Source organism: Nitratiruptor tergarcus DSM 16512 (assembly GCF_027946175.1).
Classification (GTDB): Bacteria; Campylobacterota; Campylobacteria; order Campylobacterales; family Nitratiruptoraceae; genus Nitratiruptor; species Nitratiruptor tergarcus.
Window position 1 is genome coordinate 349,163 of the sequence record NZ_AP026671.1, and the last position, 19,024, is coordinate 368,186.

25 protein-coding genes are annotated in these 19,024 nt (G+C 37.3%); 24 read left to right on the forward strand and 1 reads right to left on the reverse strand.

Annotation, left to right across the window (positions count from 1 at the left end; translation table 11 throughout):
* Nucleotides 1-4 precede the first annotated feature (4 nt).
* Nucleotides 5-904, reverse strand: a complete 900-nt coding sequence (locus NITER_RS01870) for a DUF2231 domain-containing protein (RefSeq protein ID WP_084276294.1) — start codon at nt 902-904, stop codon at nt 5-7.
* Nucleotides 905-1,064: 160 nt separating this feature from the next.
* Here NITER_RS01870 and NITER_RS01875 point away from each other — a divergent pair, with 160 nt between their 5' ends.
* From NITER_RS01875 to NITER_RS01990, 24 genes are all read left to right on the forward strand, one after another.
* The gene (locus NITER_RS01875; RefSeq protein WP_084276293.1) at nt 1,065-1,442 is read left to right on the forward strand and encodes a RidA family protein; all 378 of its coding nucleotides are present in this window, start codon (nt 1,065-1,067) and stop codon (nt 1,440-1,442) included.
* Nucleotides 1,443-1,506: 64 nt separating this feature from the next.
* Nucleotides 1,507-1,815: a 50S ribosomal protein L21 gene (gene rplU / locus NITER_RS01880; protein WP_084276291.1), complete on the forward strand. Its 309-nt coding sequence runs from the start codon at nt 1,507-1,509 to the stop codon at nt 1,813-1,815.
* 9 nt (nt 1,816-1,824) lie between these two features.
* On the forward strand, nt 1,825-2,082 hold the full coding sequence (gene rpmA, locus NITER_RS01885) for a 50S ribosomal protein L27 (RefSeq protein WP_084276290.1): 258 nt from the start codon (nt 1,825-1,827) through the stop codon (nt 2,080-2,082).
* 140 nt (nt 2,083-2,222) lie between these two features.
* Complete coding sequence (obgE, locus tag NITER_RS01890) at nt 2,223-3,326, forward strand: GTPase ObgE (RefSeq protein WP_084276288.1); 1,104 nt, start codon at nt 2,223-2,225, stop codon at nt 3,324-3,326.
* Nucleotides 3,307-4,077, forward strand: coding sequence for a glutamate 5-kinase (gene proB, locus NITER_RS01895; RefSeq protein WP_084276287.1), 771 nt, complete (start codon nt 3,307-3,309; stop codon nt 4,075-4,077). Before obgE ends, proB begins: the two co-directional genes overlap by 20 nt.
* The gene (locus NITER_RS01900) at nt 4,062-5,015 is read left to right on the forward strand and encodes a tRNA pseudouridine(13) synthase TruD (RefSeq protein WP_084276285.1); all 954 of its coding nucleotides are present in this window, start codon (nt 4,062-4,064) and stop codon (nt 5,013-5,015) included. Before proB ends, NITER_RS01900 begins: the two co-directional genes overlap by 16 nt.
* Nucleotides 5,006-5,914 (forward strand): methionyl-tRNA formyltransferase, encoded by a 909-nt coding sequence (gene fmt / locus NITER_RS01905; protein ID WP_084276283.1) that lies wholly within the window; start codon nt 5,006-5,008, stop codon nt 5,912-5,914. The genes NITER_RS01900 and fmt overlap by 10 nt, the downstream gene beginning before the upstream one ends.
* Nucleotides 5,895-6,530, forward strand: coding sequence for a biotin--[acetyl-CoA-carboxylase] ligase (locus NITER_RS01910; RefSeq protein WP_084276281.1), 636 nt, complete (start codon nt 5,895-5,897; stop codon nt 6,528-6,530). Before fmt ends, NITER_RS01910 begins: the two co-directional genes overlap by 20 nt.
* Nucleotides 6,527-7,318, forward strand: a complete 792-nt coding sequence (locus tag NITER_RS01915) for a ParA family protein (protein ID WP_084276279.1) — start codon at nt 6,527-6,529, stop codon at nt 7,316-7,318. The genes NITER_RS01910 and NITER_RS01915 overlap by 4 nt, the downstream gene beginning before the upstream one ends.
* Nucleotides 7,311-8,147 carry a ParB/RepB/Spo0J family partition protein gene (locus tag NITER_RS01920; RefSeq protein WP_084276277.1) on the forward strand — a complete coding sequence of 279 codons (837 nt, stop codon included), beginning with the start codon at nt 7,311-7,313 and terminating at the stop codon, nt 8,145-8,147. Before NITER_RS01915 ends, NITER_RS01920 begins: the two co-directional genes overlap by 8 nt.
* Nucleotides 8,148-8,220: 73 nt before the next feature.
* Nucleotides 8,221-8,643 carry a F0F1 ATP synthase subunit B family protein gene (locus tag NITER_RS01925; RefSeq protein ID WP_084276275.1) on the forward strand — a complete coding sequence of 141 codons (423 nt, stop codon included), beginning with the start codon at nt 8,221-8,223 and terminating at the stop codon, nt 8,641-8,643.
* Between the two features lie 11 nt (nt 8,644-8,654).
* A complete protein-coding gene (locus NITER_RS01930) occupies nt 8,655-9,167 on the forward strand; it encodes a F0F1 ATP synthase subunit B (protein ID WP_084276273.1) in 513 nt (170 codons plus the stop codon).
* Between the two features lies 1 nt (nt 9,168).
* Complete coding sequence (locus tag NITER_RS01935) at nt 9,169-9,699, forward strand: F0F1 ATP synthase subunit delta (protein WP_084276272.1); 531 nt, start codon at nt 9,169-9,171, stop codon at nt 9,697-9,699.
* Nucleotides 9,700-9,711: 12 nt separating this feature from the next.
* Nucleotides 9,712-11,229 carry a F0F1 ATP synthase subunit alpha gene (atpA, locus tag NITER_RS01940; protein ID WP_084276270.1) on the forward strand — a complete coding sequence of 506 codons (1,518 nt, stop codon included), beginning with the start codon at nt 9,712-9,714 and terminating at the stop codon, nt 11,227-11,229.
* Nucleotides 11,230-11,238: 9 nt separating this feature from the next.
* Complete coding sequence (gene atpG, locus NITER_RS01945) at nt 11,239-12,123, forward strand: ATP synthase F1 subunit gamma (RefSeq protein WP_084276268.1); 885 nt, start codon at nt 11,239-11,241, stop codon at nt 12,121-12,123.
* A gap of 15 nt (nt 12,124-12,138) precedes the next feature.
* Complete coding sequence (gene atpD / locus NITER_RS01950; protein WP_084276267.1) at nt 12,139-13,551, forward strand: F0F1 ATP synthase subunit beta; 1,413 nt, start codon at nt 12,139-12,141, stop codon at nt 13,549-13,551.
* Nucleotides 13,552-13,582: 31 nt separating this feature from the next.
* Nucleotides 13,583-13,972, forward strand: a complete 390-nt coding sequence (atpC, locus tag NITER_RS01955; RefSeq protein WP_084276266.1) for an ATP synthase F1 subunit epsilon — start codon at nt 13,583-13,585, stop codon at nt 13,970-13,972.
* A gap of 8 nt (nt 13,973-13,980) precedes the next feature.
* Nucleotides 13,981-14,544, forward strand: a complete 564-nt coding sequence (locus NITER_RS01960; RefSeq protein WP_084276264.1) for a MotA/TolQ/ExbB proton channel family protein — start codon at nt 13,981-13,983, stop codon at nt 14,542-14,544.
* A 2-nt stretch (nt 14,545-14,546) separates the two neighbouring features.
* Nucleotides 14,547-14,936: an ExbD/TolR family protein gene (locus tag NITER_RS01965; protein WP_084276262.1), complete on the forward strand. Its 390-nt coding sequence runs from the start codon at nt 14,547-14,549 to the stop codon at nt 14,934-14,936.
* Nucleotides 14,929-15,636, forward strand: a complete 708-nt coding sequence (locus NITER_RS01970; RefSeq protein WP_084276260.1) for a TonB C-terminal domain-containing protein — start codon at nt 14,929-14,931, stop codon at nt 15,634-15,636. The genes NITER_RS01965 and NITER_RS01970 overlap by 8 nt, the downstream gene beginning before the upstream one ends.
* Before the next feature lie 54 nt (nt 15,637-15,690).
* The gene (gene tolB, locus NITER_RS01975; protein ID WP_084276258.1) at nt 15,691-16,947 is read left to right on the forward strand and encodes a Tol-Pal system protein TolB; all 1,257 of its coding nucleotides are present in this window, start codon (nt 15,691-15,693) and stop codon (nt 16,945-16,947) included.
* A gap of 61 nt (nt 16,948-17,008) precedes the next feature.
* Complete coding sequence (locus NITER_RS01980) at nt 17,009-17,557, forward strand: OmpA family protein (RefSeq protein WP_084276256.1); 549 nt, start codon at nt 17,009-17,011, stop codon at nt 17,555-17,557.
* Between the two features lie 8 nt (nt 17,558-17,565).
* Nucleotides 17,566-18,417, forward strand: a complete 852-nt coding sequence (locus tag NITER_RS01985; RefSeq protein ID WP_084276255.1) for a tetratricopeptide repeat protein — start codon at nt 17,566-17,568, stop codon at nt 18,415-18,417.
* A gap of 78 nt (nt 18,418-18,495) precedes the next feature.
* Entirely contained in the window at nt 18,496-19,002 is a 507-nt protein-coding gene (locus NITER_RS01990; RefSeq protein ID WP_084276253.1) for an FKBP-type peptidyl-prolyl cis-trans isomerase, read from the forward strand.
* The last annotated feature ends 22 nt before the right edge of the window (nt 19,003-19,024 follow it).

The window sequence follows — 19,024 nt, forward strand, 5'->3', positions numbered from 1 at the left end:
CTGTTTATTCATGTGGAGTTTGAGGCTCTTCGGTAGAAGGGACATGAGCCTCTTCTGATTCTTGATGTATTGCATTTTCAACTTTTTGTGCTGCACCGCTTGCTGCACCTTTTATCTGCTCTAATGCCTCTTGTGCCTTTTCTTGAATAGTGGCTTCACTACTTGAGCTACTGCTTACTTCTTGTGAGCTCTCTTGCGAAGATGTATTTGAGCTTATACTTACTTCTACCTCCTCTTCACTCTCTTGAGACACTTCGCTACTTGCTGCTTCTTCGCTGCTGCTCGAAGTTTGAGGAGCGCTACTTTGTGTTGCTTGCGGAGTAACTACTGTTGGTTCCTGTTTTTTGGTCTTGCATGCTTCGAGCTCATTTTTACAGCTATCAAGCTCATCTTCAAGTTCCATGATTTTATCATCCATTGCACTTACTGCCTGTACATTAGCGCCATATTTATATACGAGTTCTCCACCATCTTTACCCTGTTTGAGAGCAAAGCCAACAAATGCAGCTAAAATGAGTGTAAAGATTATTTTAGCCGCTCTGCTACTCATTGCAGCAAAGATGAGTTTGAGAATAAAAAGTACAGAGACTCCTAATACAAGATAGGTTCCAAGAAGTTTATGTGCTTTAAGCTCCTCTTTGCCATCTGCTGAAAGAAGTGAGTATGCTTCGCTTCCATCAGTTTTACCAGTAAAAAATGCAGCAAAGTAGACAACAACCGCTAAAAGGAGAAGGAGTGAAGAGATAACTCCTACGCAGCGCCTTTTAATGAAAATATTTGTAATTTCAAGAAGAAGAGCAATTACAGGAATTGCTATAGCAAAATGTACTACGGGAGAGTGTAGTAACAGCGGTATTTCGATAGGAAGTTTTATGCTATTGAGAAGATCGATGAGTTGTTGCATTGGCCATCCTTTTTGATGAATTTTGTACATTGTAGCATATTGTCTATTAATTTTATTTATATCCTTCTTATGATGTATAAACTACAATATAATAAGGTTATTTTTATAAAGTTTAAAGTCTTTTTTTCTTATGATTTTGCAAAAAACAAAAGGAAACAGTATGGAATTGATCACTACTGCTAATGCTCCTGCAGCAATTGGTCCCTATTCGCAAGCGGTAAAAATAGGTGAACTTATTTTTACTTCAGGGCAGATTGCTCTCAAACCAGATGGCGATGAGAGTGTCCTTTTGCAAGATGTAGAAGCACAAACTCATCAAGTGCTTACTAATTTACGCCATGTATTGCAAGCTGCTGGTGCAGATTTGGGAAATGTGGTGAAAACTACCATCTTTTTGGCAAACATGGAGGATTTTAGCAAAGTAAATGCAATATATGAGAGCTATTTTGGTATACATAAGCCTGCACGTAGTACTGTAGCGGTAAAATCATTGCCAAAAGGTGCACTTGTAGAGATAGATGCTATAGCAAAAGTTTAAACTTCTCTTAAAGCTAATTTTGCTAATATTGCGAACCAAAAAGTTTAGGCTAAGGATGAGTAGGATGTATGCGATTATAAAAAATGGTGGAAAACAGTATAAAGTACAAGAGGGCGATGTTCTTCTTCTTGATAAAATGGGGCTTGAGCCAAAAACGAAAATAGAATTTAAAGAGGTTTTGGCTATAGACAACGGTGAACTCAAAATTGGATCTCCTTTTGTTGAAGGTGCTGTTGTTGAGGGCGAAGTTATCAATGAAGGTAGAGGAAAAAAGGTAATTATCTTTAAAAAGAGAAGAAGAAAAGACTCTAAAGTTAAAAGAGGGTTTAGACGCGATTTTACACGAGTAAAAATTACAGCTATTAACGCATAAGGAGAAGATATGGCTCACAAGAAAGGTCAGGGTAGTACACAGAATAACCGCGATAGTGCGGGTCGTAGACTAGGTGTGAAAAAATTTGGTGGAGAGTTTGTTCGCGCTGGAAATATAATCATCAGACAAAGAGGAACAAAAATCCATCCTGGAAACAATGTAGGACTTGGTAAAGATCATACTATCTTTGCTTTGGTTGATGGTTACGTTAAGTTCGAAAGATACGATAAAACAAGACAAAAAGTATCCGTATATCCTGCTGAATAATACTTTTGGGCATTGCCCAAAAGTCTAGTAATCTAGTAATTAGGAATTTGGAATTAGGAATTGGTGTTTCTAATTCCTGATTCCTATCCTCTTTCATACTCCCTAATTCCCAATTCCCAATTACTAATCAAGGAACAGTGATGTTTATCGACAGTGTAGAGCTAACTGTCCATTCTGGCAAAGGTGGTGCAGGAGCTGTGAGTTTTCGTAGAGAAAAGTTTGTCCCAAAAGGTGGGCCAGATGGAGGTGATGGTGGTGATGGCGGCGATGTCTATTTTGTGGTAGACAAAAATACCCATACACTTGCGCACTACAAAGGGAAAAAAATCCTCAAAGCTGGCAATGGAAAACCGGGAGAGGGAAGAAAAAAACATGGGAAAAAGGGTGAAGATCTCATTCTTATAGTTCCTCCAGGCACACAGGTTATTGATGCAGCAAGTGGAGAGCTACTTTTGGATCTGACTGAAGATGGGCAGAAGGTGCTCTTCTTGCAAGGCGGTAAGGGAGGCAAAGGAAACTGGCACTTTAAATCTGCATCCAACCAGCGTCCTACCTATGCACAGCCTGGACTTCCTGGAAAAAGCATGCAGATTCGTCTTGAGCTTAAACTTATAGCTGATGTAGGACTTGTAGGTTTCCCAAATGTTGGAAAATCGACTCTCATAGCCACCATTTCTAATGCAAAGCCAGAGATAGCCAATTATGAGTTTACGACATTAACACCAAAACTGGGTTTAGTAAGAGTTAGTGAATTTGAGAGTTTTGTCATGGCTGATATTCCAGGTATCATTGGAGGTGCTAGTGAAGGCAAGGGGCTAGGGCTGCAGTTTCTAAAGCATATTGAGCGTACAAAATCACTCCTTTTTATGATAGACATTGCAAGTTATCGCGATCCAGTTATGCAGTTTAAAACGCTAAAAAAAGAGTTAGCAAGCTTTAGCGAGAAACTTTCGCAAAGAGATTATGCTATTGCATTGACAAAAGTGGATGCATTTGAAGTAGATAAAGCCAATGAGAAAATAGCATCTTTTCTTGATGCACTTCATCTATCTGCTTCAGAGCAAAATAGATATGGTCTTGATGAAAGATACAGATTTTTTGCACAAGATCTTGATATGTATGAGAGAGAAAAGCCCTTTTTTGTTTTTCCAATATCAGCAGTAGCAAAAATCAATATTGAGCCGCTCAAATATGCCCTCTATGATCTCGTTAAAAAGGCACGCAGTGAAGAGAATAGTCATTAAAGTTGGCAGTGCAGTTCTGACTGAAAACAATCGCTTAGCAAAAGAGCGTATGGCAAATCTTGTGGAATTTTTAAGTATGCTCCATGAGCGTTATGAGATTATTTTGGTGAGTAGTGGCGCAGTAGCGGCTGGATATACAAAGATACGGTTAGATAAAAGCGATATTGCCAACAAACAGGCCTTGGCAGCCATTGGTCAGCCTCTATTGATGCGTAGCTACCAAAAAAAGTTTGAAAAGCATGGTATCAATGTAGCTCAAGTACTCTTAAGTGCTGATGATTTTGATAGTCGCAGGCGTACAGCTCATGCAAAAAATGCTATTGAGGTTTTATTGCAGAAAAAAGTAATTCCTATTATCAATGAAAACGATGTCACAGCAACAGAGGAGCTTGTGTTTGGTGACAATGATCAACTCTCAGCTCATGTGGCTTACTATTTTGATGCTGATATGCTCGTAATTCTCACAGATATCGATGGGCTTTATGATAAAGATCCCAATAAGTATGAAGATGCAAAACTCCTCAAGATTGTTGAGACTATCCCTCAAGAGCTTCTTGAAACTGAATGCAATCCAACCTACTCTTTTGCAACTGGCGGAATAGTCACAAAACTCAAAGCTGCACAATTTCTGCTTGAGCGGGGTAAAAAGATGTTTTTAGGGAGTGGTTTTGATCTAAGTGATGCTAAGAGTTTTCTTCTTGAAAATGTACATAGAGGCGGGACACTTTTCATACCATGCGACAATACTTAGTAAGATCTCATACTCCATTTCATTTTTTGCAAAACTCTCAAGACTTTTTTGTAGAGGAGATTCCTTTACGTCCCTTTGGCGATAGAGGTAGATATCTCATTATAAAAATTAAGAAAGAGAACCTATCGACATGGCAACTTCTTGATATCTTTTCTCACTATTTTCAGACTAAAATAGGCTATGCTGGACTCAAAGATAAAAACGCAACGACAATACAGTATATCAGTTTAGATGAGCGTTATTATAAAGCTCTTAAAAAGTTTCGCCACGCAAAAATCTCTATACTCTCTATCCAAAAATCTAATAAACCCTTAAAAATGGGCGATTTACTTGGAAATAGATTTGCAATCAATATATACGATGTAAAAGAGTTTGATAAACTGCAAGCAATTTTGCAAAAAATTACAAAAGTAGGTGTGCCAAACTACTTTGGATATCAGCGTTTTGGAAAAGATGGCTTAAAAAAGGCAAAAGAGTTTATAGAAGGGGATTACTTTACGAAAAACAAAAGAGCCCAGAAGCTTCTTGGAAGTATTTATCAAAGCGATCTTTTTAATAGATGGCTGCAATATAGAGTAAGTATCAGTAAAAAGGGATTTCTCAAATTACCTGGTGATGTTTATCAAAAAGATGAAAAATTTTTCACACCAAAAGAGGTTATAGAAGATCCTTCATGGATAGTAACTGGTCTTTTGCCTGGCAAAGGAGCTTTTCGTGCTTGTGCCAAGGCAAGAGAGATTGAAAAGCAGTATGATGCAGATCTTCCATTTCGTGGTGGGAGAAGGTCTGCACTCTTTTATCCAAAAGATCTGCATGTACAGAAAGAGGGCTCTCGTGTCACACTGCAATTTACTTTGCCAAAAGGAAGCTACGCTACCATTTTGCTAGAAAATATTGCAGGTAAAGAACTCAGTCACAAAGGGATAACATGCGTATAGTTTTTATGGGAACACCCGATTATGCTACAAAGATTTTAGAGGGCTTGCTTGGAAAATTTGATATTGTAGCACTTGTAACGCAACCAGATAAACCAGTAGGACGCAAACAGGTTCTCACGCCACCACATATTAAGCGTTTTGTTTTAGAGCAGGGATTAGATATTCCTATTTTACAACCTCCTACGCTCAAAGACAAAAAGGTAATTGAGCAAATTGCATCATTTAAGCCAGACTTCATTGTTGTAGCTGCGTATGGAATGTTATTGCCAAAGGAGATCCTATCAATAGCCCCATCGATAAATCTGCATGCTTCTTTACTTCCACGTTATCGTGGTGCTAGTCCTATTCAACAAGCACTTCTAGAAGGAGACACAATAACTGGTGTAACGGCAATGCTTATGGATGAAGGACTTGATACTGGGGATATACTAGCTTATGATGTGTGCGAGATAGAAGAAAATGATACTGCAATAACACTTTTTGCTAAACTTGCAGATTTAGCGGCCAATTTGACACCACTTGTGTTAGAAAGATTTAAGAAAATTAAACCTTTGCCACAATTAGATGTGGATGCAAGTTACTGTAAAAAGATCAAAAAGAGTGATGGAGAAATAACTTTGGATGATGCTACAACTACCTATAATAAATATAGAGCATTTATCGTGTGGCCTGGTATTTTCTTACCAAATGGCTTGAAACTCAAAAAAATTGCTCTGTTTGCAAAAGAGGGAGAACATAGAGCGGGAGAGATTTTGGCAGTTGAAAAAGATTTTATAGTTGTAGGGTGTGAGAGAGGATCACTTAAAGTAGAGCGAGTACAACCACCGTCAAAAAAAGAGATGGATGCAGTGGCATATATTAGAGGACAAAGGATAGGTATTGGAGATACGCTATTTTGAGAGTATCGATTCGACACAAAAAAGAGTTCTTGATGATATACGTCAGCAAAAGATAACTCCACCTATTTGCTATTATACAAATAAGCAAACAGATGGTATAGGTAGTCGCAATAACAGATGGATAGGATTAGAGGGAAATATGTTCTTCTCTTTTGCACTTTATCAAAAAAATTTACCCCAAGATTTGCCTCTTGCATCAGTCTCGCTCTATTTTTCATTTCTTTTTAAAGAGATACTTTGCAAATATGATGCACGGATCTGGCTGAAATGGCCAAACGATTTTTATATTGGTAAAAAAAAGTGTGGTGGCTGTGTGACTAATAAAGTTGGTGATATGTTTGTTTGTGGTATTGGAATCAATACAAAGCAAGCTCCACCTATGTTTGAGAAGGTCTCTTTGCAAATAGAGGAGAAGAAAGTTTTAGAGGAGTATTTTTCTCTCATAAAACGACAAATTTCATGGAAGGAAATTTTTAGAAAATTTGCGCTAGAATTTTATAAAAGCAAAGAGTTTATTACCCATTACAAGGGGCAAGAAATAGATCTAAAAAATGCTCAATTAGCCGAAGATGGTGCGCTTATGATAAATGGCGAAAGGATATATAGCCTACGATGAAAGAGATAATAGCAATAGCAAATCAAAAAGGTGGCGTTGGTAAAACCACAACAGCCGTCAATCTGGCTGCCTCTTTAGCAAAAGAGGGAAAAAGTGTTTTACTCATCGATGCCGATCCTCAGGCAAATGCTACTACGAGCCTAGGGTATAGTCGTAACGATTATGAATTTAATATCTACCACGTGATGATAGGCTCAAAAAAACTTTCTCAAATTATTCTCAAAACAGATGTAAAAAATCTCTTTCTAGCACCATCGAATATAGGCCTTGTCGGAATAGAAAAAGAGTACTATATAAGTGAGAAAAAACGTGAGTTGATGCTTAAAGAGGCAATTGCAGAAGTTGAGTTAGAGTATGATTATGTTATTATCGATTCACCCCCGGCTTTGGGTCCTATGACGATCAATGCACTCAGTGCTGCTCACTCAGTAATAATTCCTATTCAGTGTGAATTCTTTGCCCTTGAAGGACTTGCACAGTTACTGAACACTATTAGACTTATACGCAAAACCATTAACCCTCGATTGAAGATCAAAGGGTTTTTACCTACGATGTTTAGTAGACAGAACAATCTTTCAAAACAGGTTTTAGCAGATCTTACTCACCATTTTAACGATAAGCTGTTTCGGGATAAAGAGAGTGCAAGTTATATTGTTATTCCAAGAAATGTCAAACTTGCTGAGAGCCCAAGTTTTGGCAAGCCTGTTATTGAATATGATAAAAACTCCACGGGAGCTGTTGCATACCAATCTCTAGCAAAAATTATTCTGGATAGTGTACATGGCTAAAAAGAAAAGTCTTGGTAGAGGACTTGGTGCAATACTTGGAGAGGTGGCAGAAGCATACGAAAAAGAGGTTCCCCAAAGCGAAGTTGTAGAGATTGCAATTGATGAGATTAGAAAGAATCCTTACCAGCCAAGAAGAAAGTTTGATGAGGATTCACTGCAAGAATTAGCTTCTTCTATACGTGAACATGGACTTTTACAGCCAATCGTAGTGATAGAGGATCTTGATGGATATATGCTCATAGCAGGTGAGCGGCGCTTACGAGCATGCAAGTTAGCAGGCTTTGAGAAAATTAAGGCGGTCGTTGCAAAAATCGATAAGAATCGCTACAGAGAGTTTGCACTTATTGAAAATATTCAACGAGAAAATCTCCACCCCTTAGAGCTTGCGTATGCATACAAAGAGCTATTAGAAGAGTATGGTATTACGCATGAAGAGTTGGCAGATATAGTAAAAAAAAGCAGAGTTCACATCACTAATACATTACGGCTTTTAAGTCTTGGAACCTATGCAAAAGAGGCTTTAGAAAAAGGTAAAATAAGTGCTGGACACGCTAAAATCTTAGTTGGGCTTGATGAAAAAGATCAAAAAATTCTCGTGGACTCTATAATTGGACAAAAACTTAGCGTACGTGAAACAGAAAAATTGGCTCAAAAGAAGAAAAAAAATGTTACTAAAAGTGATAACGTTAAAATTAGTGAACTAGATTTTCAAGACCTCAAAAAGCATCTAAGAAAGAGCGGTTTTAGAGTAAAGACTTCCAAAAATAGAGTTGTTTTAGAGTTTGTTTCACAAGAGGATGTGGATAAGTTTATGCAATATTTCTTATAAAAATGTTTTTGGTTTAAACTTTTTATATAGATCTCTATGATAAAATCCAATCAAATTTTTGAAAGGGAGAGGTATGCTAGATATCAATATCGGCCTTTTGCTGCTTACAGCTATTGTTTTTCTCGCTCTTGTGTTTTTGCTCAATAGTATGCTGTATCGTCCACTATTGACGTTTACGACACAGCGCGAAGAGAGCATCCGCAGAGATCTGGAAAATGCGAATAGTAATGAAGAGGGCTCGGAAAAACTATTGGAAGAGGCAAAAGCAATTATTGCTGATGCCAAAGCACAAGCCTCATCAATGAAAAAAGAGGCGATTGAAGAGGTAAGAGCTGAAGTTTCCAAAATGGTGGAAGCAAAAAAAGCGGAACTAGAGAGTCGTAAAGAAGCTCTCATGGAAGAGATCAAAAAAGAGGAAGAGAGTGTACGTAGTACATTGATTTCCCAAATGCCACTATTTAAAGAGGCACTTAAAGCAAAATTTAATACGTTGTAAAAGGAGAGGGAGTGAATCTAAAAATCGTTTCCCTGCTACTTTTAGGAGCAGGATTGGCTATGGCTGGCGAAGGGGCTCACCATACAGATATTGTTCCCCGTACCGTTAACTTCTTAATATTTGCTGCAATCCTTTACTATCTCATAGCTGAGCCTGTAAAAAATTTTTTTAAAAACAGGAGTGCTTCTATTGCTATGCAGTTAGAAGAGGTGCAGACAAAACTCAAGAGGGCAAAAGAGGATAAAGAAAAAGCGCAAGAAGAGGTGACAAAAGCTAAAGAGTTGGCTCAAGAGATTTTAGAGACAACAAAAAAAGAGATTGAAATAATGACCAAAGAGCTTAAAGAGCATGCTCAGCAAGAGATCGCTCTGCTTGAAAAGAGTTTCGAAGAAAATATGGAACTTGAACGCAGAAAAAGAGTACGTAAGATCACGCAAGAGGTTCTTGAAGAGCTTTTTGAAGATAAGACTTTGGAGCTTGACAAGCAGAAATTTGTCAATTTGATAGTAAAAAAGGTGGCATAACATGGAAGAGTTGATAGCCAAAAGATATGTAAAAGCACTTATTGAGAGTGCACAGCTTGACGAGTTGAAAGAGATAGAGCGATATCTTGAAGCAATGGCCTCGCTCTTTAAAGATTGGAAAATAAAAGAGATTATTATATCTCCCGAAATTAAAAGTGATGAGAAATTGGAGCTCCTCATAGGTGGACTTGAAAATCCAAATATAAAATTTGTCAACTTAATGAGAGTGCTTGCTGCAAAAAGAAGACTCTCTTTGATTCCATTGTTGGCAAAAGAGCTTAAAAGTCAATTGGCTTTCATGCAAAAGAGTTTTGAAGGAAAAGTATTTAGTGAGTTTGATTTGAGTAGTGATGAGATTGAGGAGATAGAAAAAGCATTGGCAAACCGCTTGGGCGCAGAGATTAAACTCACTCAAGCTCCTCAAAAGTATGATGGGATTAAAGTGGAAGTTGATACTATTGGTATCGAGATTGAGTTTTCCAAATCAAAAATCAAAAAACAGCTTATAGATAATATATTAAAAGCAATATAGAAAGGAGTCAGTGTGGCACAAAAATTGCAAGCAGATGAAATTAGCTCTATCATTAAAGAGAGGATAGAGGATTTTGAACTTAAAATTGATGTAGAGGAGACAGGGAAAGTTATCTCTTTTGCCGATGGTGTTGCTAAAGTTTATGGTCTTAACAATGCAATGGCAGGAGAGATGCTTGAGTTTGAAAACGGTGATAAAGGGATGGCACTTAACCTCGAAGAGAGTGATGTAGGGGTTGTTGTCCTTGGTAAGGGTGAAGGAATCAGAGAAGGAAGCAGTGTCAAGAGACTTGGACAGCTTCTGAAAGTTCCTGTTGGTGAAGAGCTTGTAGGAAGAGTAATCAATGCTATTGGTGAGCCAATTGATGGAAAAGGGCCAATTGAAGCCAAAGAGTATCGCTATGTAGAAGAGAAAGCTCCTGGCATTATGGCAAGAAAATCAGTACATGAGCCGTTACAAACAGGTATTAAGGCGATTGACGCTCTTGTACCTATCGGTAGAGGCCAAAGGGAGCTCATTATTGGTGATAGACAAACAGGTAAAACTACAGTTGCAATAGATACCATCATCAACCAAAAAGGACAGGGAGTTGTTTGTATTTATGTTGCTGTAGGACAGAAGCAGTCTACTGTAGCACAAGTGGTAAGAAAACTTGAAGAGCATGGTGCTATGGACTATACAATTGTTGTCAATGCAGGAGCAAGTGAGCCAGCAGCACTCCAATTTTTAGCTCCATATACTGGTGTTACTATTGGTGAGTATTTTAGAGACAATGCAAAGCATGCGCTCATCGTCTATGATGATCTTAGCAAACACGCAGTTGCATATCGTGAAATGTCTTTGATTCTTCGACGTCCTCCTGGCCGTGAGGCATATCCTGGTGATGTTTTCTATCTTCACTCAAGACTACTTGAGCGTGCAGCAAAGCTTAACGATAAGCTCGGTGCAGGAAGTTTGACAGCACTCCCAATTATTGAAACACAAGCAGGGGATGTTTCTGCATATATTCCAACAAACGTTATCTCTATTACAGATGGCCAGATATTCCTTGAATCTGATCTTTTCAATGCTGGTATTAGACCTGCAATCAACGTAGGTATCTCTGTATCTCGTGTTGGTGGAGCTGCACAAATCAAGGCAATGAAGCAGGTTGCTGGTACGCTCAGACTCGATCTTGCACAATATCGCGAACTTGAGGCTTTCGCACAATTTGCAAGTGATCTTGATGAAGCAAGCCGTAAGCAGCTTGAGCGTGGTCAAAGAATGGTTGAAATTCTCAAACAACCGCCATATTCACCACTTCCAGTTGAAAGACAGGTAACTATTATCTATGCTGGAGCTAATGGTTTCTTAGATGATATTCCAGTGAGTGCAATTAATAAATTTGAATATGAGCTTTATAGCTTTATAGAAGCAAAATATCCACAAATCTTTGAACTTATTCGTGAGAGAAAAGCACTTGATGATGAGATTAAAGAGTTGCTCAATAAGGCGATAGAAGAGTTTAAAGCGAGCTTTAGTGCCGAATAAGGATAAAAAATGGCAAATCTAAAAGATATTAAAAGAAAGATTGGTAGTGTCAAGAACACCCAAAAGACTACAAGGGCAATGAAGCTTGTCTCTACCGCAAAGCTGCGACGAGCAGAAGAGGTTGCAAAAAGAAGTAAATACTTTGAAAATGCTATCAATGATACTTTGGCAGAAATTGCATCCTCTATTAATAAGTATAAAGTGGGTGGTGTAAAAGGGCGCTATTTCGAAGAGCCTGAAGTTGTGGGTGTTGTAGATATTATATTTGTCACAGCAGACAAAGGTTTGTGTGGTGGGTTCAATTACCAAACGATAAAAACTGTACGTAGTCTCGTTGAAGAGTACACAAGAAGCGGTGCAAAAGTAAGACTTCGAGCGATTGGAAAAAAAGGAATAGAGTTCTTCAAATTCCAAGGGTATGAACTAACTGATTCTGTTGTAGGACTTAGTTCTGCACCTGAATATAAAAAAGCAGCAGAATTTATCAAAAGCAGTGTCGAAGATTATCTTGATGGTAAAGTTGATAAAGTTGTTCTTGTACACAATGGGTACAAAAACATGATTACGCAAGAGATCAAAGTAGTTAATCTACTTCCTATTGATATTAAAGGCTTTGAAGAAAAAGAGATCTCTTCGCAATTAGAACTTGAGCCAGATGAAGGTGAAAAGGTATTGGAATCGCTCATTAATAAATATAATGAGTTTAATATCTATTTTGCATTGATAGACTCTTTAGCTGCAGAACATAGTGCAAGAATGCAAGCTATGGATGCAGCGACGAAAAATGCTAAAGAGATGGTTGAATCACTTACTATTTCGTACAATAAGGCAAGACAAGAATCTATTACTACTGAGTTGACTGAAATCATCAGTGGTATGGAAGCAATGAAATAAAAAAGGAGAAAGGTAATGTCTAATAAAAAGGGAAAAATTATCCAAGTTATGGGTCCCGTTGTTGACGTGGACTTTGAGGATTATCTTCCAGCAATCAATGAAGCACTTGAACTGACTTTAGAAGTTGAAGGTACAAGTAAAAGACTTGTATTGGAAGTTGCTGCGCACTTGGGAGATAACCGTGTAAGAACTATTGCAATGGATATGACTGATGGCTTAGTTCGTGGTCAAGAAGTGGAAGCTACAGGTGGTCCTATAAAAGTGCCAGTCGGTGAAGAGGTGCTTGGAAGAATTTTCAATGTTATCGGTGAAACTATCGATGAAGGAGAGCCTCTCCAAGCAAAAACTTACTGGTCAATCCATAGAAGTGCACCAGAATTTGAAGAGCAAAGTACAAAAGAAGAGATCTTTGAAACTGGTATTAAAGTTGTAGACCTTTTGGCTCCTTATAAAAAAGGTGGTAAAACAGGTCTCTTCGGTGGTGCAGGTGTTGGTAAGACAGTTATTATTATGGAGCTTATCCACAACGTTGCTTTCAAACACTCTGGTTACTCAGTTTTCGCAGGTGTTGGTGAGAGAACGAGAGAGGGAAATGACCTCTACTACGAAATGAAAGAGTCAAACGTTTTGGATAAAGTTGCACTATGCTATGGTCAGATGAACGAGCCTCCTGGAGCAAGAAACAGAATTGCTCTTACTGGTCTTACAATGGCGGAATATTTCCGTGATGAAATGGGACTTGACGTTTTGATGTTTATCGACAATATTTTTAGATATGCGCAGGCTGGCGCAGAGATGTCAGCACTTCTTGGACGTATTCCATCTGCGGTGGGTTATCAGCCAACACTTGCAAGCGAAATGGGAAGATTGCAAGAGCGTATTACTTCGACGAAAAAAGGATCAATTACCTCTATCCAGGCTGTGTACGTTCCAGCAGATGACTTGACCGACCCAGCTCCTGCATCTGTTTTTGCACACCTTGATGCGACAACTGTTCTTAACCGTAGAATTGCAGAAAAAGGCATCTATCCTGCTGTGGATCCACTCGATTCCACATCAAGAATGCTCGATAAAAATATCATTGGGGAAGAGCACTACAATGTAGCACGTGGTGTACAAGCAGTATTGCAAAAATATAAAGATTTGCAAGATATTATTGCTATTCTTGGTATGGACGAGCTTTCAGAAGAGGATAAACTTATTGTTGAAAGAGCGAGAAAAATAGAGAGATTTTTGTCTCAGCCATTCTTTGTTGCTGAGGTTTTCACAGGAAGTCCTGGACGTTATGTGACTCTTCAAGAGACTATTGAAGGTTTTAAAGGGTTGCTTGAGGGTAAATATGATGATTTACCAGAAGCAGCATTCTATATGGTTGGTAATATAGACGAAGCTCTTGAAAAGGCTGAGAAACTCAAAGCAAAATCATAAGCGAAGTAACTCTTCGTGAAAAAGGAAGTGAATGGATACATTGAGATTAGAGATAGTTACGCCTGAAGGTCTGATATTTGATCAAGATGTTAAGAGCGTAACTTTTCCAGGAGAAGAGGGTGAGTTTGGCGTATTGCCGAAACATGCCTCTTTGCTTTCGCTTCTCAAGCCCGGCGTAATAGAAATAGAACTCCCAGATGGCAAGAAAGAGTCTATTGTCATCAACTGGGGACATGTAAAAGTAGATGAACATAAGGCAGTAGCTCTTGTTGAAGGAGCAATTCCTTTAGCAGGCGCTACAGAGAGCGAAATTGCGAAGAAAATTGAAGAGGCAAAAGAACTTATCGAAAAAGCGAGTGAAAATAAAGCTGCCTTAGCTACTGTAGAGGCACGTATAGAAAAAGCAGCAAAAATTATTTAGTAAAGAATATGAAACAGTTTGACCTTCTTTTGAGTTATCTCGATAAGAGTAACTCTATCACGATAGCCGTCCTTGGCGTGCTATCGTTATACTTCTTACTCGTTAATTGGGTATTTTTCTATCGTTATCTCTATCTTAGTTTGCTTATACGTCGTGAAAAATTTTCCCTAGAAACTGTAGAGATGGGGAATAAAGTACCTGCAATGAACTCTTTTTTAAAACAGTGTTATGCAGGAGGGAAATTTACTCCTAACAAAAATGATTTTTGTATTACAAAAGCAACGCAGGAGAGTACAGCAGGATTGACTTTTCTCTCGATAGCTGCTTCTACTTCTCCTTTTATAGGGCTTTTTGGAACTGTTGTCTCTATTTTAGAAACATTTTATATAATGGGCTCAACAAAAGCGAGTATCTCCACTATTTCTGCTTCAATTGGTGAAGCTTTAGTAGCTACTGCAGCAGGGATCTTCGTGGCTGTTTTTGCTTACACTTACCATTTGATACTCAAAAGAAAAGCATACGCATTTGTCTCTTATGTAAAAATGCAAATAGATATTTTGGCTGGCAGGTGAGGATGTTTGATTGGGATGAGAAACCTGAGCTAAATATCACACCGCTTGTCGATGTAATGCTTGTACTATTAGCTATTTTAATGGTGGCTACTCCTGCCATCGTTTATCAAGAAGATATAAATCTTCCTCAAGGATCAAAAACTAAAAGTTATAAAAAGCAAAAAAGTATCCAGATAAAAATCAATAAAAATAGAATTATTTCCATAGGAAACCAACGTTTTACTTATAAAAATTTTGCTGATAGTTTTATTATGTATTCTCAACCATTTCCAAAAGATATGCCAATCTATATAAGTGCGGATAAGTCACTCTCTTATGGAGATGTGATGTATATTCTTAAAACTATCAAAGAGGCTGGATTTTCGAAAGTATCTTTGATTACCAATGGATAAAAACCTCTTTAAACTAATAGCCCTCATTGTTACAGTCATTCTCTATGGAGCAGTTCTCTTTTTTTTCCTTGATTACTTTTTTGAGCATGAAGCACCAAAAAAAATTGCTATCAAAGCACAAGCAATTGATGTGATGATTGAAGAGAAAAGAGATACAAAAAAAGTAGTACCTATAAAAAAAGTAGCACCCAAAGCCGCACCCAAAAAAAAACAGGCAAAAGGCTCTCCAGCACCAAAGTCCACACCAAAAATCGAAGATCTCTTTGCATCGCTCAATACAAAAAAACTTGCTAAAAAAAGAGCTACAGTTCATAAGCGTGCATCTACACCGAGTAAATACAAAGGTAAAAGTGGTAAAAAAGCTCAAAAATTACTCAAAAAACTCAAGCTTCAAGATATACAGCTTACTTCTAAAAAATCGATAAAATCTGTAAGTGGAGAGAAAGATCCCTATCTTGAAAAGCTTTATAAGATCCTCTATACATACTGGATGCCTTCACAGCTTAGCGCAGGTAATAGAGCAAAGGTAAAAATTTTTATTGATAGAAATGGAAGGTTTACCTATGAGGTGTTACAGTATGGGCAAAATGAGATTTTCAATGCTGAACTAGATGACTATCTCCAACGTATGCAAATGCAGCGCTTTCCACTACCTGATAGGCCTAAAGAGTTTATTGTCTACTTTGAAGCTAAAGAGTAATAAAAATTAACATTAATGTGTTAGAATAAACAAAAAATTGAGATGAGGATATAGATGAAAAGAGTATTGATTGTCTTTGTATTAGCTGTGACACTATTTGCTGCAGATATGACCCTTGAAATTGTCAAAGATGTAGGATCAAAACCAAAAATCGCTATTGAAGATGCTACTCTCGATGTTGATGGCAATATTGATAGGAAATTTTTCAGACTCTTAATAGGTGATTTAGAAGTAACAGCACATTTTAATGTAGATCAAAAGAGAAATCTTGCCAGTATGGACAGTAGTATCGATTATGTAAAATATAAAAGCAAAGACTATCTTTTACGCTATCGACTCTTTTTTGATGATTTTGGAAAACTCAATGTGGAAGCAAAGATATTTTCAATAAAAGATGGAAATACTATTATTGCAAAACTCTATCGCATTAGTGACAAAGATCGTTTTCCTTTTTTGGCGCACAAAATTATTTATGATCTCAATAATGCCCTACATTTTCCTGATGTAAGCTTCCTTAAAAGCTTTGTAGTGTTTGCAAAATATACAAAGCCAAAACACGCAGATATTGTCATTAGTGATTATACATTAACATATCAAAAAGTGGTTGTACATGGTGGCCTCAATCTTTTCCCAAAATGGGCAGACAAAGAACAAAGAAGATTTTATTACACAAAAATTGGGGATAAACCTACACTTTATCTTGTTGATATTTATAAAGGCACACAGCAAAAAATATTGCAGTCAGAAGGAATGCTTGTGTGCTCAGATGTAAGCGAAGATGGAAGAAAATTGCTTCTTACTATGGCGCCGCAGATGCAGCCAGATATATATGAGTATAATACATGGACAAAAACACTCAACCGCATAACTACATATCCTGGTATAGATGTGAATGGAAACTATGTAGAAAATGAGCAAAGAGTAGTTTTTGTTTCAGATCGTTTGGGCTACCCAACAATATTTGCAAAAAATATAGGCTCACGAGCAGTAGAGAGAGTAGTATATCACGGAAGAAATAATAGTGCATGTTCTACATTTGGTGATTATGTTGTTTATAGTAGTCGTGAAACAGATAACGCTTTTGGCTCTAATACATTCAATCTCTACCTCACTTCTACTACAAGTGATTATATTAGAAAACTTACAGCAAATGGAGTGAATATCTTCCCAAGATTCTCTACTGATGGAGAGACGATTTTATTTATAAAAGAGTATGGTAGGCAGAGTGGACTAGGACTCATTCGGCTCAAATACAATAAAAGTTACATCTATCCTCTTCGTGTAGGAAAAATTCAATCTATTGATTGGTGATTAGTAATCTATTAAGAAAACTATTGATAAAATTAAAAAAATCAAATAAAAAGGATAAAAGATGACAAGAGGTCTCCTTGTTTCTCTCAGTTTCATAGCATTACTACTTACTGGCTGTGCAAAGAAGAGTGTAGAAATAGAAACCCCTCAAACACAGAGCCAGACTACACAAGCGAGTGAGGTAAAAGAGGGTGAAGGTATTAAAACAATTGGTGGAATGGAAGAGCAAAGTAGTGAAGAGGCTAAACTCAAAAAGATGAAGATGATTGAGTCTGAAGCGAAAAAGATATACTTTGATTTTGATAAATATAATATTCGCCCTGATCAAGTACCAAATGTAGAGTATGATGCAAAACTTTTTAATCTTGAAGATGCAAAAGAGTTCAAAATCAAAGTGGAAGGCAACTGTGATGAGTGGGGAAGTGATGAATACAATTATGCTCTTGGTTTAAAAAGAGCTAAAAGCGTGAAAGAGGCACTTGCTGCAAGAGGTGTGGATCCGACACGTATGAGTGTAATTAGTTATGGAGAGAGCAATCCAGTTTGTACAGAGCATACAAAAGAGTGCTGGGCAAAAAATCGACGCGTTGAATTTGAACTCATTCCATAGGAAAAGTAGTGAAAAAAATAGTTGTACTCTCTTCTTTAGGCTTGGCTCTTATGGCACAAGAGCCTTCTGCCTTCGAAGCGGGGAATATCGATAATCCTTCTCCTTATGGTTTGACAAAGACAGAAAAAGCTATTTGGCAAAATAGAAACGATATAAAATCGATAAAATCAAGGCTCTATAATATCGAGACTAAGGTTAATACTCTTACTGAAAAAGTTGCAGGGATTGAGAGTATTGTTGAAGGACTCGATGAAAATCTTAATAATTTAAAAAAAAAGCTTAAAGCTGATAATACGCAAATGCTCCAAAATGAGATTGATACACTTAAAGCAGATCTCAACACTTCAATAGCGATACAAAAAGAGAATTTCTCTCAAATTAAAAAAGTACTCAAAGAGCTCTCCTCTTTAATAGATAATATCAGTGCAAACTATGTTTCAAAGAGTGAGCTACAAGAGCAGTTGCAAAAAATATATGCGAAGTTGAATAAGAAGAAAAAATCAGCTCTAAGTGGTGCTAAGCTCTACTCACTGGCACATAAAGCTTATAAAAACAAAGAGTACAAAAAAGCAATTGAATATTTTGAAGCTGCTGCAGCAAAGAAATATAAACCAGCTACAAGCAATTTTTATATAGGAGAGAGTTGCTACTATACAAAAGATTATGCATGTGCAGTTGAGCACTATAAAAAGAGCGCATCTATATATGCTAAATCTTCATATATGCCAATACTTCTTTTGCATACTGCTATCTCTTTAGAGAGACTTGGCCAAAAAAGTGAAGCAAAAAAATTTTATAAAAATCTCATTAAACTCTACCCACGTAGCAAAGCTGCAAAAATTGCTAAAAAACGTCTATAAGTATTAGAAATATTATTTAATTCATCTACAAGGTTAATTTGTTAAAATCATTGTGCAAATTCACATAAAGGTTTCTAAATGGCAATCGAAGAGAATAAAGTAGTTGGCATCGAATATACTGTAAAAGATGCACAAAGTGGAGAGGTTATCGATTCAAATGTAGGACATAAACCTCTTAAATTTATCACAGGAAAAAATCAAATTATTCCTGGTTTGGAAAATCAAATAAAAAATATGAATGCTGGCGAGAGTGCAGATGTCCTTGTAAAAGCAGAAGAAGCGTATGGTCAACAAGATCCTAATGCAGTACAAACACTTCCAAGAGAGCAATTTGAAGGAATAGATCTTCAAGAGGGAATGACGCTCTATGGACAGGGTGAAAATGGAGAGACTGTTCAAGTAACTGTAAAATCTTTTGATGAAAACTCTGTCACAATCGATTTTAACCATCCTCTAGCAGGAAAAGATCTTCTTTTTAGTATCAATATTAAAGAGGTAAGAGAAGCTACACCAGAAGAGGTAATGACTGGACAAGTGCAAGAAGAAGAACATTGCGGCGGCGACAGCTGCGGATGTGGTCACTAATTTAAGCCCTTTGGGGCTTACC

Bases quoted from the DNA above. Each gene is read 5' to 3' on its own strand.
- NITER_RS01925 (WP_084276275.1), top strand. From the start codon at position 8,221: ATGCTAGATATCAATATCGGCCTTTTGCTGCTTACAGCTATTGTTTTT.
- NITER_RS01870 (WP_084276294.1), bottom strand. From the start codon at position 904: ATGCAACAACTCATCGATCTTCTCAATAGCATAAAACTTCCTATCGAA.
- rpmA (WP_084276290.1), top strand. From the start codon at position 1,825: ATGGCTCACAAGAAAGGTCAGGGTAGTACACAGAATAACCGCGATAGT.
- obgE (WP_084276288.1), top strand. From the start codon at position 2,223: ATGTTTATCGACAGTGTAGAGCTAACTGTCCATTCTGGCAAAGGTGGT.
- tolB (WP_084276258.1), top strand. From the start codon at position 15,691: ATGAAAAGAGTATTGATTGTCTTTGTATTAGCTGTGACACTATTTGCT.
- fmt (WP_084276283.1), top strand. From the start codon at position 5,006: ATGCGTATAGTTTTTATGGGAACACCCGATTATGCTACAAAGATTTTA.
- NITER_RS01935 (WP_084276272.1), top strand. From the start codon at position 9,169: ATGGAAGAGTTGATAGCCAAAAGATATGTAAAAGCACTTATTGAGAGT.
- NITER_RS01875 (WP_084276293.1), top strand. From the start codon at position 1,065: ATGGAATTGATCACTACTGCTAATGCTCCTGCAGCAATTGGTCCCTAT.
- NITER_RS01970 (WP_084276260.1), top strand. From the start codon at position 14,929: ATGGATAAAAACCTCTTTAAACTAATAGCCCTCATTGTTACAGTCATT.
- rplU (WP_084276291.1), top strand. From the start codon at position 1,507: ATGTATGCGATTATAAAAAATGGTGGAAAACAGTATAAAGTACAAGAG.
- atpD (WP_084276267.1), top strand. From the start codon at position 12,139: ATGTCTAATAAAAAGGGAAAAATTATCCAAGTTATGGGTCCCGTTGTT.
- NITER_RS01920 (WP_084276277.1), top strand. From the start codon at position 7,311: ATGGCTAAAAAGAAAAGTCTTGGTAGAGGACTTGGTGCAATACTTGGA.
- atpG (WP_084276268.1), top strand. From the start codon at position 11,239: ATGGCAAATCTAAAAGATATTAAAAGAAAGATTGGTAGTGTCAAGAAC.
- NITER_RS01915 (WP_084276279.1), top strand. From the start codon at position 6,527: ATGAAAGAGATAATAGCAATAGCAAATCAAAAAGGTGGCGTTGGTAAA.
- NITER_RS01960 (WP_084276264.1), top strand. From the start codon at position 13,981: ATGAAACAGTTTGACCTTCTTTTGAGTTATCTCGATAAGAGTAACTCT.
- NITER_RS01980 (WP_084276256.1), top strand. From the start codon at position 17,009: ATGACAAGAGGTCTCCTTGTTTCTCTCAGTTTCATAGCATTACTACTT.
- NITER_RS01990 (WP_084276253.1), top strand. From the start codon at position 18,496: ATGGCAATCGAAGAGAATAAAGTAGTTGGCATCGAATATACTGTAAAA.
- NITER_RS01900 (WP_084276285.1), top strand. From the start codon at position 4,062: ATGCGACAATACTTAGTAAGATCTCATACTCCATTTCATTTTTTGCAA.
- atpC (WP_084276266.1), top strand. From the start codon at position 13,583: ATGGATACATTGAGATTAGAGATAGTTACGCCTGAAGGTCTGATATTT.
- NITER_RS01965 (WP_084276262.1), top strand. From the start codon at position 14,547: ATGTTTGATTGGGATGAGAAACCTGAGCTAAATATCACACCGCTTGTC.